Annotated in this window: 11 protein-coding genes; 7 read left to right on the top strand and 4 right to left on the bottom strand. The window is 62.1% G+C overall.

The features are described from left to right. Positions 1 to 85 precede the first annotated feature (85 nt). The 6 genes from ACQKKX_RS10300 to ACQKKX_RS10275 all read left to right on the top strand — a co-directional run bounded on the left by ACQKKX_RS10300 (position 86) and on the right by ACQKKX_RS10275 (position 7065). A complete protein-coding gene (locus tag ACQKKX_RS10300) occupies positions 86 to 1981 on the top strand; it encodes a SurA N-terminal domain-containing protein (RefSeq protein ID WP_427570588.1) in 1896 nt (631 codons plus the stop codon). A gap of 22 nt (positions 1982 to 2003) precedes the next feature. Continuing rightward, the gene (trpD, locus tag ACQKKX_RS10295; protein WP_427570587.1) at positions 2004 to 3041 is read left to right on the top strand and encodes an anthranilate phosphoribosyltransferase; all 1038 of its coding nucleotides are present in this window, start codon (positions 2004 to 2006) and stop codon (positions 3039 to 3041) included. Continuing rightward, on the top strand, positions 3038 to 3856 hold the full coding sequence (gene trpC / locus ACQKKX_RS10290) for an indole-3-glycerol phosphate synthase TrpC (RefSeq protein WP_427570585.1): 819 nt from the start codon (positions 3038 to 3040) through the stop codon (positions 3854 to 3856). Before trpD ends, trpC begins: the two co-directional genes overlap by 4 nt. Beyond that, the gene (moaC, locus tag ACQKKX_RS10285; RefSeq protein ID WP_427570583.1) at positions 3853 to 4341 is read left to right on the top strand and encodes a cyclic pyranopterin monophosphate synthase MoaC; all 489 of its coding nucleotides are present in this window, start codon (positions 3853 to 3855) and stop codon (positions 4339 to 4341) included. The genes trpC and moaC overlap by 4 nt, the downstream gene beginning before the upstream one ends. Continuing rightward, positions 4338 to 5564, top strand: coding sequence for a molybdopterin molybdotransferase MoeA (locus ACQKKX_RS10280; RefSeq protein ID WP_427570582.1), 1227 nt, complete (start codon positions 4338 to 4340; stop codon positions 5562 to 5564). Before moaC ends, ACQKKX_RS10280 begins: the two co-directional genes overlap by 4 nt. A 64-nt stretch (positions 5565 to 5628) precedes the next feature. Next, positions 5629 to 7065 (top strand): cryptochrome/photolyase family protein, encoded by a 1437-nt coding sequence (locus ACQKKX_RS10275; protein WP_427570580.1) that lies wholly within the window; start codon positions 5629 to 5631, stop codon positions 7063 to 7065. Between the two features lie 224 nt (positions 7066 to 7289). Here ACQKKX_RS10275 and ACQKKX_RS10270 read toward each other — a convergent pair whose 3' ends face one another. From ACQKKX_RS10270 to ACQKKX_RS10255, 4 genes are all read right to left on the bottom strand, one after another. Then, complete coding sequence (locus ACQKKX_RS10270; protein WP_427570579.1) at positions 7290 to 8927, bottom strand: CTP synthase; 1638 nt, start codon at positions 8925 to 8927, stop codon at positions 7290 to 7292. Positions 8928 to 9060: 133 nt separating this feature from the next. Continuing rightward, on the bottom strand, positions 9061 to 9507 hold the full coding sequence (gene secG, locus ACQKKX_RS10265; RefSeq protein WP_427570577.1) for a preprotein translocase subunit SecG: 447 nt from the start codon (positions 9505 to 9507) through the stop codon (positions 9061 to 9063). Between the two features lie 108 nt (positions 9508 to 9615). Next, positions 9616 to 10395 carry a triose-phosphate isomerase gene (gene tpiA / locus ACQKKX_RS10260; protein ID WP_427570576.1) on the bottom strand — a complete coding sequence of 260 codons (780 nt, stop codon included), beginning with the start codon at positions 10393 to 10395 and terminating at the stop codon, positions 9616 to 9618. 138 nt (positions 10396 to 10533) lie between these two features. Next, positions 10534 to 11424: an alpha/beta hydrolase gene (locus ACQKKX_RS10255; protein ID WP_427570628.1), complete on the bottom strand. Its 891-nt coding sequence runs from the start codon at positions 11422 to 11424 to the stop codon at positions 10534 to 10536. Between the two features lie 251 nt (positions 11425 to 11675). Between ACQKKX_RS10255 and parE the strand changes: the two genes are divergently transcribed. Beyond that, entirely contained in the window at positions 11676 to 13727 is a 2052-nt protein-coding gene (gene parE / locus ACQKKX_RS10250) for a DNA topoisomerase IV subunit B (protein ID WP_427570574.1), read from the top strand. The last annotated feature ends 4 nt before the right edge of the window (positions 13728 to 13731 follow it).

Genomic DNA, 13731 nt, shown 5'->3' with positions numbered 1-13731 from the left:
CGGCGGTTTGTTCTAGAGACAATCTCTCAATGACGACCGCCGCTGGTAAAAGCGGCGCGCAATAATTCGCAAGGTGATGTAGTCCATGCTCGATTCCCTCAGAACCGCTTCCCGCTCGTGGGTTGCCAAAGCGCTTCTTCTGCTGCTCGGCGTATCATTCGGCATCTGGGGTGTCTCGGCCTCGATCATGGCACCGGCTGGAGGCAATACGGTCATGACGGTCGGGGACCAGAGCGTCACCCCGCAGGAATTCCGCATTGCTATGCAGCGCCAGCTATCGCAACTGAGCCGCCAGTTCGGTACCAACCTGACTGCGGAGCAGGCACGTGCCTTTGGCCTGGATCAGCAGGTATTCAGCCAACTTGCCGCCGGTGCGGCGCTGGACCAGCTTGCCGCCGACATGCGGCTCGGGCTTTCCGACGACCGGCTTGCGCTGCTGGTGGCAGCGGATCCCGCCTTCAAGAACAGCAACGGCCAGTTTGACCGCCAGCTGTTTTCCGCACGCCTGCAGCAAGCCGGGTTTGACGAGAACGAATACATCAAGGAGCGCAAGAAGATCGCGGTCCGCGGCCAGATCATCGATGCGGTATCCGATGGCTTCACACCGCCGGCCGTTATGGTGGACGCGATGCGTCAACACGCTGACGAAACGCGCGTGGTCGATTACCTGATCCTATCCTACGCCAACATCCCGCCGGTCAAGGCGCCCGGCGACGATGTTCTTGCCGCATGGTTCGAGGGCGTCAAGGCCCGCTACCGGGCACCGGAACTGCGCAAGCTGACTTATGTGACGCTGCAGCCGGAAGACGTTGCCGATCCGACCGCGATCACCGACGAACAGGTGCAGGCAGAATATGAAAGCCGCAAGGATACGTTCGGCACACCGGAGACCCGCACGATCGAGCAGCTGACCTTTCCCAGCAAGGAAATGGCCGACGCGGCCGCCGGTCAGCTCGCCACCGGCGCCGTGACGTTCGACCGGCTCGTGACTGACCAGGGCAAGACCGCAGGCGACGTCCTGCTCGGCGAATTTACCAGGGAACAGGTTCCGGATCCGAAGGTTGGCGCGGCCGCTTTCGCGCTGCCGGCAGCCGGAGGCACCACGCCGGCCATCCAGGGCACGTTCGGCGCCGTCATCCTGCGCGTCACGAACGTCAAGCCGGCCACGACCAAGACCTTCGAGGAGGTCAGGCCGGAGATCCGAAACCAGCTCGCTCTGGCGGCGGCATCCCGCAGCCTCAACGAAACCCACGACAAGTTCGACGACCTGCGTGGCACTGGTGCGACCTTGCAGGAAGCTGCAAGCGAGATGAAACTCAAGACCGTCACGGTCACGCTCGACCGGAGCGGCAATGACGAAAACGGCAACCGCATCGCCACACTGCCCCAGTCCGACAGTCTTCTCCCCGAAGCCTTCCGTGCCGAGATCGGCGCGGATACGCTGCCGGTCACGCTCGGCAATACCGGTTATGTCTGGTACAGCGTCGATGACGTTATCGAGGAGCACGAGCGCCCGCTTTCTGACGTGCGCGAGAGGGCCGTGGCCGACTGGACCAACGAACAGCAGAAAGCCGCACTTGCCGCAAAGACCGAAGAATACCGCAAGCGCGTCGACGCTGGCGAGGCCTTGGCGACGATCGCGGGCGAGATCGGCATTGCCGTCGAAAACAAGCAGGGCCTGCGGCGCTCCAGCACCGATGCGGTCTTCGGTCCGGCCACGGTCCAGGCTGCCTTTGCCGGGCCGGTCGCGTCCAGCGCCAGCGCGTTGGCCGCCGATGGCGAAAGCCGGGTATTGATGAAGATCGCGGCTGTCGACCACCAGTCCGCGAGCGGCGGTGGCGCCGAGGATCAGCAGATGCAGCAGATGGCCCGTGCTGCCGGCGACGACATGCTCGACCAGATGGTGAACCGGCTGCAGCAGGAGTTCGGCGTTCAGATCAACCAGACCGCCGCCGAGCAGGCCATGGCGACGCTGCGCTGATGACGGTTCGGGGAGAGACGACATGCCGGTTCTGAAACCGTTCATCGCCAAGGTCGCAGGCGGCGACAGCCTGAGCCGGACGGAAGCGCGCGAGGCCTTTGACATCCTGATGTCGGGCGAGGCAACGCCTGCGCAGATCGGCGGCTTTCTGATGGCATTGCGCGTGCGTGGCGAAACCGTCGACGAGATCGCCGGTGCGGTTTCGACCATGCGCGCCAAGATGGTGCCGGTATCAGCCCCCGTCGACTCGGTCGATATCGTCGGCACGGGCGGTGATGGGATCGGCACTTACAATATCTCCACCCTCGCCTCCCTGATCGTGGCCAGCGCCGGTGTGACCATCGCCAAACACGGTAATCGCGCGCAGAGCTCGAAATCCGGCACCGCCGATGCGCTGAGCACGCTCGGCGTCAACCTGGAGATCGGCCCGGAACAGATCGGTCGGTGCATTGCACAGGCCGGGATCGGCTTCATGTTCGCCCAGAAACATCATGCGGCCATGCGGCACGTGACGGCAAGCCGCGTCGAGCTCGGCACCCGCACCATCTTCAATCTTCTTGGCCCACTCTCCAACCCGGCCGGAGCGAAACGGCAGTTGCTCGGCGTGTTTTCACCGCAATGGCTGCAACCGCTCGCCGAAGTCCTGCGCGATCTCGGCTCGGACCGTGTATGGGTCGTGCATGGGGACGGCATGGACGAGATCACCACGACCGGCACGACCCAGGTCGTGGCACTGGAAAACGGCGCGATCCGCAGCTTCGAACTGACGCCGGACGATTTCGGCGTGTCGCGTGCCGTCATCGACGACCTGAAGGGTGGCGATGGCGCAGTGAATGCCGCCGCGCTTCGCGACGTTCTTGCCGGGGCGCGCACCGCCTATCGCGATATCGCGCTCTGCAATGCTGCCGCGGCCCTGGTCATCGCCGAAAAGGCCGAGAATGTCCGCGATGGCATGGCGATTGCAGCCGCTGCGCTCGACAGCGGCAAGGCGGCAGCCGTGCTCGATCGTCTGATCGCCATATCAAACGAGACGCCTGACGGGGAAGGAACCGGCGCATGACGGACATCCTGCGCAAGATTGAAGCCTACAAGCGCGTGGAAATCGAAGCCGCCAAGGCCAAGACCCCGCTTGCAGACCTCCAGGCGATGGCGAAGGACGTCTCCCCGCCGCGTGGTTTCTACAGGGCGCTCGTTGCCCGGCAGGAGGCCCGCACGTTTGGCCTTATTGCCGAGATCAAGAAGGCAAGCCCTTCAAAGGGTCTGATCCGTCCCGATTTCGATCCGCCGGCGCTGGCCAAGGCTTATGAAGCCGGCGGGGCCGCATGCCTGTCCGTCCTGACCGATGGCCCAAGCTTTCAAGGCGCGCCGGAATTTCTGACCGCTGCCCGCGACGCCTGCGCGCTGCCGGCGCTGCGCAAGGATTTTCTGTTCGAACCCTATCAGGTGCATGAAGCACGCGCCTGGGGCGCCGACTGCATTCTGATCATCATGGCCTCGCTCTCCGACGACGAGGCCCGTGCGCTGGAGGAGACCGCGCTTTCCCTCGGCATGGACGTTCTGGTCGAGGTGCATGATGAGGAGGAGATGGAGCGCGCGCTGACGCTGTCGTCGCCGATGATCGGTGTCAACAACCGTAACCTGCGCACATTCGAGGTCAGCCTTGAGGTGAGCGAACGTCTCGCGTCGATGGTTTCAGACGATCGACTGCTCGTCGGCGAAAGCGGCATTTTCACTCACGCCGATTGCCTGCGTCTGCAGAAATCGAAGATCTCGACCTTCCTCGTCGGCGAAAGCCTGATGCGAAAGGACGACGTGACTGCCGCCACCCGCATGCTGCTGGAAGGCGACACGCAGACCGGGGCAGGCTCGCGATGAGCGAAAACCCGCGTCTCACCCATATCAATGCCGCCGGTGAAGCCCATATGGTCGATGTGGGTGACAAGACCGAGACGACCCGTGTCGCGACAGCCGAAGGGTTCGTGCGGATGCTGCCGGAAACACTGGCGCTGATCCGGGACGGAAATGCCAAAAAGGGCGACGTGATCGGCACGGCGCGACTGGCCGGTATCATGGCTGCCAAGAAAACTGCGGATCTTATTCCGCTTTGCCATCCGCTGATGCTGACCAAGGTGTCGGTCGACATCGTCGAGGACGCCGCCCTGCCCGGCCTGCGTGTCACGGCGACCGCCAAACTGTCGGGCAAGACCGGTGTCGAGATGGAGGCGCTGACGGCTGTGTCCGTTGCCTGCCTGACGATCTACGACATGGCAAAGGCTGCCGACAAGGGCATGGACATCGGCGGCATCCAGCTTCTTGCAAAGAGCGGCGGCAAATCCGGCGACTGGCAGCGCGAACAATGAGCGGCAAGCCTGGTCTTCTTCCCGTCGCTGATGCCAAGGCCCGTCTGGCAGCGCTGACCAGCCCGATCAAGCAGATGGAGATGTTGCCGTTGGCGCAGGCTGCCGGGCGCGTTCTTGCGCGGCCGGTAACCGCCCGTCTCACTCAGCCCCCTTTCGATGCCTCCGCCATGGACGGCTATGCCATCCGCGCTGTCGATGCGCCTGAGATCGGCAATGAACTGAGGGTGATCGGGACCGCATCGGCCGGTCACGCGTTTGACGGGACGGTCGGTCGCGGCCAGGCGGTGCGCATCTTCACGGGCGCGCCAGTTCCGGACGGCGCCGATACGATCCTCATCCAGGAGGATGCCGAGCGACTGGAGGGCGATCGTATTCGCACCACCTTCGCAGTGATCGCTGGCCGCCATATCCGCCCGCGTGGCCAGGATTTTGCTGAGGGCGAGGACGTCTTGCCGGCCGGCACGTTGCTGGATTTTTCCACGCTGACGCTGGCTGCAGCCACGAACAATGCGCAGGTGGAGGTCTACCGCAAGCCGCTCGTGGCCATCCTTGCTACCGGCGACGAACTCGTTCAACCCGGGGCGGCCCCGGGGCCGGCCCAGATCGTCGCCTCCAATACGTTTGGCGTGGCAGCGCTGGTGCGTGACAACGGCGGCGAAGTGCTTGATCTCGGCATCGTTCCCGATAACAAGGCGCAGATCGAGAAAGCGATTTCGGCGGCCCGCGTAGCGGGTGCCGACGTGCTCGTGACGATTGGCGGCGCTTCCGTCGGGGACCACGACCTCGTACAGGGCGTGTTGAAGTCCGTCGGCATGGAACTCGACTTCTGGCGTATCTCCATGCGCCCCGGCAAGCCGCTGATGGTCGGTTCGCTGGGCGACATGCAGGTGCTGGGCCTGCCCGGCAATCCGGTCGCGAGCCTTGTCTGCAGCCTCCTGTTTCTCGAGCCGACATTGCGGAAACTGGCGCATCTGCCGGAGCGTTGGCGTGAAGCCAAGGCGGTCAGCGCGCACACCCTTGCCGCCAATGACCAGCGGCAGGATTTCCTTCGAGCCAGATTGTCGCAGGACGCGGGCGGCGGGCTGGTGGCGGAATCCTATGGCAAGCAGGATTCCTCGATGATGAAGATCCTCGCGCGTTCAGATTGCCTCATTATCCGTCCGCCGCATGCACCGGAACTGCCGGCAGGTGACGTTTGCCCGGTCATCCTTTTGCGCCCCTGATTTTGTCGTGAGCCTTTCGCGATATCAAGCGTTAGTTCCCGACATTGAAAACAGGAGGCCCCGCGTGGCAGAAAAAGACAGCAAGCCGGTCATCGTCTGGTTCCGCCGCGACCTGAGGCTCGATGACAATCATGCGCTGCATTCGGCATGGGAAACAGGCCGACCGGTCATCTGCGTTTATATCCGCGAGCCCGAAAGTCCCGACATCGGCTCGCTGGGTGCCGCGCAGGACTGGTGGCTCCATCATTCGCTCCTTGCGTTGCGCGACAGCTTGAGAGCACGCCGCAGCGATCTTTGCCTGCGCTCCGGACCGGCCGCGACAGTGCTGCAGGATATCGCCCGCACATCCGGCGCGGATCTACTCTTCGTCAACCATGCCTATGAGCGCCGCGCAGTGGACCATGACATTGCCGTCGCGCTCAAAGCTGCGGGTATCGCCATTCGCGCTTTTCACGGCCAGTTACTGCATGACCCGCAGCGCATCCGGACCGGCTCCGGCGGGTCCTTCAAGGTCTACACACCATTCTGGAACGCCATGCAGAAGCTTGGCGAGCCGGGCGAGCCCTGCGACGCGCCCGCATCCTTTATCGCGCCAGACAGCTATCCGGAAAGCGAAACGCTCGCCAGTTGGAACCTGCTGCCGAGCAAACCGGACTGGGCTTCCGGATTTTCGCAATTCTGGACACCGGGCGAGGCCGGTGCATTGGAAAAGCTTGAAGCGCTGATTGACGCCGATCTGCTCGACTACAAGCGCGGCCGCGATTTTCCGGGCACCGATTCGACATCGAGACTATCGCCGCATCTGGCGCATGGCGAAATCTCCCCTGCCCGGATCTGGCACGCCACAAACGGGATCGCGGCTCAACACAGGGACGATCTCGTCCATTTTCGCAAGGAACTCGCTTGGCGCGATTTCTGCTACAATCTCATGGTGGAATTTCCCGACCTGCGCACCAGAAACTGGGACCCGAAATTCGACGCTCTCGAATGGGCGTTCGATACGGATGATTTTTCCGCCTGGACCGCGGGGTGTACCGGTTATCCGATCGTCGATGCCGGGATGCGCGAACTCTGGCAGACCGGCTATATGCAAAACCGGGTGCGGATGATCACAGCGTCCTTCCTGGTCAAGGACCTTCTGATCGACTGGAGGCGCGGCGACGCATGGTTCCGCGATACGCTGCTCGACGCCGATCCAGCGAGCAACACCGCCAACTGGCAATGGGTGGCCGGTTCGGGTGCAGACGCCTCGCCCTTCTTCCGCATCTTCAACCCGATCCTGCAGGGCGAAAAATTCGACCCCGACGGCGCTTACGTCCGCCGCTGGGTGCCGGAACTGGAAAAGCTGCCGAATAAGTATGTCCACAAGCCCTTCGAGGCGCCGGAGCATGTTCTGGCCGATGCCGGGGTAGAGCTTGGCAAAACCTATCCCCGGCCGATCGTCAACCACGGCATGGCAAGAGACAGGGCGCTGGAGGCGTATAAGGGTCTGAAATCCTGAGAAGGGCAAACAGCCGCGGAATCGGATTTGCGGCTCTCGACAAACCTCTCCGCCGTCATGCTCGGCCCTGTGCCGAGGATCTGCAACGGCCCGACATGATCGACGTGGTTAGATCCTCGGCACAAGGCCGAGGACGACGAGATCGGCGGCGGAAAGTTTGGCATCAAACAGAAAACCCGGCGCAAAGGCCGGGTTTTCCGTGATCTCTTGTCTGCTGAAACACCTCAGACGAGGCGGTTCTGTTCCAGCGCCGCTTCCACGAAGCTTTTGAACAGCGGGTGCGGATCGAGCGGGCGGCTCTTCAGTTCCGGGTGATACTGGACGCCGATGAACCACGGGTGATCCGGGTATTCCACCGTTTCCGGCAGAACGCCGTCCGGCGACATGCCGGAGAAGACGAGACCGCAGCTTTCCAGCTTGTCCTTGTAGTCGACATTGACTTCGTAACGGTGGCGGTGACGCTCGGAAATGTCGGTCGATCCGTAGATCTCGGCAATCCGCGTATCCTTCTTCAGGCTGGCATTGTAGGCGCCGAGGCGCATCGTGCCACCGAGATCGCCGGCTGCCGCGCGCTTTTCGAGCGCATTGCCCTTCACCCATTCGGTCATCAGGCCAACGACCGGCTCGCTGGTCGGGCCAAACTCGGTCGAGGATGCCTGTTCGATGCCGGCAAGGTTACGCGCCGCCTCGACAACCGCCATCTGCATGCCGAAGCAGATGCCGAAATAGGGCACGTTACGCTCGCGGGCGAACTGGGCCGCCTTGATCTTGCCTTCCGAACCACGCTCGCCAAAGCCGCCCGGCACGAGAATGCCGTTAACCTTTTCGAGGTAAGGCGCCGGGTCTTCCTTTTCGAAAACTTCCGACTCGATCCACTCGAGCTTGACCTTGACCTGATTGGCAATGCCACCGTGATGAAGGGCTTCGATCAGCGACTTGTAGGCATCTTTGAGGCCAGTATACTTGCCGACGATCGCGATCGTCACTTCGCCTTCCGGCTGGCGGATGCGGCTTGAGACGTCTTCCCAGGCGTCGAGGCGTGGCTTCGGAGCCGGTTCAATGCCGAAGGCGGCCAGAACCTCGTTGTCGAGGCCTTCCTTGTGATAGGCGACCGGGACATCGTAGATATTTGCCACGTCGAGCGCCTGAATGACGGCCGAGGGGCGGACATTACAGAACAGGGAGAGCTTGCGACGCTCTGCTTCCGGAATTTCGCGATCGGCGCGCACAAGCAGGATGTCGGGATGAATGCCCAGCGCCTGCAATTCCTTGACGGAATGCTGGGTCGGCTTGGTTTTCAGTTCGCCCGCCGCTGCAATATACGGCATCAGCGTCAGATGCAGATAGATCGCGGTTCCGCGTGGCAGGTCGTTCTTGACCTGGCGGATCGCTTCCATGAACGGCATTGCCTCGATGTCGCCGACCGTGCCGCCGACTTCGCACAGGACGAAATCGTAGTCGTCATTGCCTTCGGTGACGAAATCCTTGATCTCGTTCGTCACGTGCGGAATGACCTGAACGGTTGCGCCGAGATAATCGCCGCGACGTTCCTTGTCGATGATGTTCTTGTAGATGCGACCGGTGGTGATGTTGTCGGTCTTGGTCGCTGAACGGCCGGTAAAGCGTTCGTAGTGACCAAGATCGAGATCCGTCTCAGCGCCGTCGTCGGTGACAAACACCTCGCCGTGCTGGGTCGGGCTCATCGTGCCCGGATCAACGTTGAGATAAGGATCGAGCTTGCGAAGCCGAACCCGGTAACCCCTCGCCTGAAGCAATGCTCCGAGGGCCGCGGCCGCAATTCCCTTCCCGAGGGAAGAAACCACGCCGCCTGTGATGAATACATATCGCGCCATGGGAGTCACCGGATACCTTTTAACGATCGATTCCGCCAGCCCCTTTTTCATTCTCTTCTGTTGAAAAAGCAGGCAGTGAAATCTGGACAAAAGAAAACCGGCAGGCTTTTGGCCTGCCGGAGGGTTCGTGCGTCGACCGGGATTACTGTCCGGTCGGGACAGCCGACGGATCGGCCGGAGCCGGTGCCGGAGCGGTGTTGCCGGTTGCCGGGGCGGCGGCACCGCCATTGGCGGGAGCCGGAGCAGCATCCGAGGGAACACCGTTATTGGCCGGCGGCGTCGCAGGCGCCGGGCCGAGCGAATCGAGAATGCCGCCGCCGGTGCCGCGCTGCGCCTCCGGAATGCGGTCGAGAATATCGGTCGGGCGGGATTCGTAGCGGGCAAGAATGCCAAGACCGAGCGAGGTGACGAAGAACAGCGTCGCGAGGATCGCGGTGGTCCGCGTCAGCGCATTGGCCGTGCCGCGCGCCGACATGAAGCCGGAACCGCCGCCGACGCCAAGGCCGCCGCCTTCGGAACGCTGAACCAGCACGACCCCGACAAGCGCGAGCACGATCAGAAGATGGATGACGATCAATACGGTCTGCATAACAATCCAGTCCGCCCCGGATGCCGAGGCCCAGTCAAATCTTTGCGGCTCTTTAGCCGAGGCGCGCGCGCTTTAAAAGCCCTTGCGGCACGTTTTGCGCGCTTTCCCTCAGGCGGCCTTGACCACATGCGGTTCACAGGCAGCGTAGATGGCGAGAAAGTCCTCCGCTTTCAAGCTTGCGCCACCCACAAGAACACCATCGACATTGTCTATGCCCAGAATTTCGCTGGCGTTGGCGGGCTTGACCGAGCCGCCGTAAAGAATGCGCACGCCGGCGCCCTCCCTGCCCATCAGTTCCACCAGTTCGGCGCGCATGAACGCATGCGCCACTTCAATATCGCCTCGCGTCGGGGTAAGACCGGTTCCGATCGCCCACACCGGCTCGTAAGCGATGACGGTATTTTGGGCATTGGCATCTGCCGGCACCGAGTTGAATATCTGCCGCTTCAACACGTCGAGCGTCTGATAGGCATCGCGCTCGTCCAGCGTTTCTCCGACGCAGACGATGGCGACCAGATCGGCGGCATGCGCTGCCTCGGCTTTGGCCCGTACCAGATGGTCGGTCTCGGCGTGGTCGCCGCGCCGCTCGGAGTGACCGACGATAACGTGGGTACCGAAGCAGTCGGCGATCATCTCGGCAGAAATATCGCCCGTATGGGCGCCGCAAACCTTGTGATGGCAGTCTTGGGCGCCGACCAGAAGCGGGCTGTCGTCGCAGAGTGCGGTCGCCACGTAAAGCAGCGTGATTGGCGGGCAGAGAAGCGTATCTACCTGTTGCGAAAGCGGCGTCTTCACACCATCCGCGATGGCCTTGATCTGGTCGAGCTCGGCACGCGTGCCGTTCATCTTCCAGTTTCCGGCAATCAGCGGGCGTATGTCTGGCGTCATGGAAGCTCGGTCCTCATCCCATTCGTTTGGCTCCGCCCTCGTGGTTTTCAGGAAGGCGGCATGTTGCTACTTAGACAAAATGACCACGGATTGGTATTCAAAAACGAAAGGAACGACACCGATGACGGCCGACACTGGTCATTTGCGGCCGTTGACGACGAGAAAATTCAGGATCTCGCGCCAGTCGCTCATGCGGACCGGCGTGCCGTGTCCCCCCGTCGCATAAAGGGTAAAACGGACCGGATAATTCTGCGCCCGTAATCGTTGGTAGATTCCGATCTGGTCGTCGGCCTTGTAGACCTTGTCGGCGCTGCCATGGGTGAAGAATACCGGAATGCGCGCCTTGGCCGCTGCCGACGCCGGGAACTCCGGGTCCGGGGGGCCGCCGAGGATTGCCATGCCGCCGAGAAGGGTAACGCTTGCCTTGTCGCGCGCAATGCCGGCGCAGATGATGCCGCCCATCGAGGCGCAGGCCAGGAGCACCGGCCGACCTTTCGAGTTTTGCGAGGCGTAGCGGATCAGTGCGGCAATATCGGCAACACCCTGGTCGTCGAAGGAGCGCACGCTCGGTGCGTAATAGGTGCCGCCATTTTCTACCGCAAGATTCTTGAGTCGGTTGAAGTTGCCGCCGAAACTGTAATCATTGGCACCAAGACGACGATCACCACCGCGGCCATGGATGAAGATCACGGTAAAGGCGGCGCCGTCGCGTTTGCCGACACGCGTGACGTCGAGGCCGCGTTGATCGATGACCAGCCGCTCGTTTTCCTGCGAGCGGCGCACGCCAAGCGATACGTATTGTCCCCTCACCCGACGTTCCGGTTCCGCATCGCGGCCGTTGATGTCGCGCATTTCCTGGTAATCGACGATCTTGAACGCACCGTTATCTGACGTCTCCAACACGGTCTGCTTCGAAAACAGCTCGTCCTTGTAGGGCGGCAGCGGACCATCGGCAGAAAGACCGGGCATCGTGCCCATCAGGAAAACTGCCAGAACCAGCGGTAAACGCACCAAAAGACCTGTGGACATGCGGCGTTTCATCGTCAGTGTGACCCTTTCAATCTTGCCTTCGATCCGGTGGCGCCGCATCACTTCGCCCAACGTCGCCATATGACCATCTTGCGTTGCCGTTCTCAGCCATCATCACGCGGCATCGCGAAAAGGCCCGTTTTCTGGCAGAATTGCCGGCGATTCGAAACAGCGCCAAGTCGGGACTGTCGCGGTTGCGGCATTACAACCCCCTTGGCCTTTCATGCAGACAGGTAGTAACGACGCCACCCATGGATGACAACGACCTCTTCGCCAGCATGCCCGTGCAATCGAAACCCGCGCGAACCGAACCGGCAGCGCCGGAACCGGCACCGGTGCGCGCGCAGCCCGCAGCCCCCGCCCCTGCCGGCAGCGGTGATTACGGCGCATCTTCGATCCGCGTGCTCGAAGGACTGGAACCGGTGCGCATGCGCCCGGGCATGTATATCGGCGGCACGGATGCCAAGGCGCTCCATCACCTCTTTGCAGAAGTCATCGACAACTCGATGGACGAAGCCGTCGCGGGCCATGCAAACTTCATCGAGGTCCATCTCGATTCGGAAGGGTTTCTGACCGTCAGCGATAATGGCCGTGGCATTCCGGTCGAAAACCACCCGCAGGTTCCGGGCAAATCGACGCTCGAAGTAATCATGACGAAGCTGCATGCCGGCGGCAAGTTCGATGGCGATGCCTACGAGACCTCCGGCGGTCTGCATGGCGTCGGCGTGTCGGTCGTCAACGCGCTGTCCGACGTGCTTGAAGTGGAGGTCGCCCGTAACCGCAAGCTCTACAAACAGGTCTTTTCGCGTGGTGTGCCGCAGGGCGGCTTACAGGAACTCGGCGATGTGCATAACCGCCGCGGCACCCGCGTGCGTTTCCATCCCGATGCACAGATTTTTGGCGAGCATGCCAGGTTCGAAGCCGGGCGCATCTTTCGCATGGCGCGCTCGAAGGCCTATCTGTTCGGCGGCGTCGAAATTCGCTGGAGTTGCGATCCGGGCGTTGTGCCCGAAGGCGGCGACATTCCCGAAAAGGCGGTTTTCCATTTCCCCGGCGGCCTGAAGGACTATCTTGCCGCGACACTCGGCAAGGACTTTACCGTCACCCGCGAAATCTTTGCCGGCCGCACGGAAAAGACCGGCGGCCATGGCGCCATGGAATGGGCGATCACCTGGTATGGCGGCGACCCTGCCGTTCATTCCTACTGCAACACCATTCCGACACAGGAAGGCGGCACGCACGAGGCGGGGCTGCGCATTGCACTCACCAAGGGCCTGAAGAACTACGCCGAACTGACGCAGAACAAGCGGGCCAAGGACATCACCACCGATGACGTGATGATTTCGGCGGTCGGCATGCTGTCGGTCTTTATCCGCGAACCGGAATTCGTCGGCCAGACCAAGGACAAGCTTGCCACCGTCGAAGCCCAGCGCATCGTCGAAAACACGCTTCGCGATCCGTTCGACCACTATCTTGCCGGCAACCCGGCCGAAGCTGCAAAACTTTTGGAATGGGTGATCGAGCGCGCCGAGGAACGCCTGCGCCGACGCAAGGAAAAGGAAGTCAACCGCAAGACTGCCGTGCGCAAGCTGCGCCTGCCCGGCAAGCTGGCCGACTGCTCGCAGAACACAGCCGAGGGTGCCGAACTTTTCATCGTCGAAGGCGATTCCGCCGGCGGCTCTGCCAAACAGGGGCGCAACCGCGCCAACCAGGCCATTCTGCCCTTGCGCGGAAAGATCCTCAATGTCGGTTCGGCCAGCCGCGAGAAGCTGTCGGCCAACCAGCAGATTGCCGATCTCATCCAGGCGCTCGGTTGCGGAACGCGCACCAAGTACCGTGAGGAGGATCTTCGCTACGAGCGCGTCATCATCATGACCGATGCCGATGTCGACGGCGCACATATCGCCTCGCTGCTGATCACCTTCTTCTATCAGGAAATGCCGGAACTGATCCGCGGCAACCACCTCTATCTAGCCGTTCCGCCGCTCTACAAGATCACGCAGGGCGCCAAGAGCGCCTATGCACGCGATGATCGTCACCGCGCCGAACTGATGGAGACCGAATTCAAGGGTCGCGGCAAGATCGAGATCAGCCGTTTCAAAGGTCTGGGAGAAATGCTGCCGGCGCAGCTCAAGGAAACCACGATGGACCCGAAGAAGCGCACGCTGCTTCGCGTTCTCGTCGACGACATCGATTTCGAGGGCACGCGCGAGGCGGTCGACAACCTGATGGGTACCAAGGCCGACGCCCGTTTCCGCTTCATTCAGGAACGCGCGGCCTTCGCCGAGAATCTCGACATCTGAACAT

The organism is Neorhizobium sp. NPDC001467 (assembly GCF_050275975.1).
Classification (GTDB): domain Bacteria; phylum Pseudomonadota; class Alphaproteobacteria; order Rhizobiales; family Rhizobiaceae; genus Neorhizobium.
Note: the sequence above shows the minus strand (reverse complement) of the source record. Positions and strands in the feature narration are given on the sequence as shown.

Excerpts from the sequence above, each read along its gene's own strand:
- ACQKKX_RS10300 (WP_427570588.1), top strand. The coding sequence starts at position 86 with ATGCTCGATTCCCTCAGAACCGCTTCCCGCTCGTGGGTTGCCAAAGCG.
- trpD (WP_427570587.1), top strand. The coding sequence starts at position 2,004 with ATGCCGGTTCTGAAACCGTTCATCGCCAAGGTCGCAGGCGGCGACAGC.
- trpC (WP_427570585.1), top strand. The coding sequence starts at position 3,038 with ATGACGGACATCCTGCGCAAGATTGAAGCCTACAAGCGCGTGGAAATC.
- moaC (WP_427570583.1), top strand. The coding sequence starts at position 3,853 with ATGAGCGAAAACCCGCGTCTCACCCATATCAATGCCGCCGGTGAAGCC.
- ACQKKX_RS10280 (WP_427570582.1), top strand. The coding sequence starts at position 4,338 with ATGAGCGGCAAGCCTGGTCTTCTTCCCGTCGCTGATGCCAAGGCCCGT.
- secG (WP_427570577.1), bottom strand. The coding sequence starts at position 9,507 with ATGCAGACCGTATTGATCGTCATCCATCTTCTGATCGTGCTCGCGCTT.
- tpiA (WP_427570576.1), bottom strand. The coding sequence starts at position 10,395 with ATGACGCCAGACATACGCCCGCTGATTGCCGGAAACTGGAAGATGAAC.
- ACQKKX_RS10255 (WP_427570628.1), bottom strand. The coding sequence starts at position 11,424 with ATGTCCACAGGTCTTTTGGTGCGTTTACCGCTGGTTCTGGCAGTTTTC.
- parE (WP_427570574.1), top strand. The coding sequence starts at position 11,676 with ATGGATGACAACGACCTCTTCGCCAGCATGCCCGTGCAATCGAAACCC.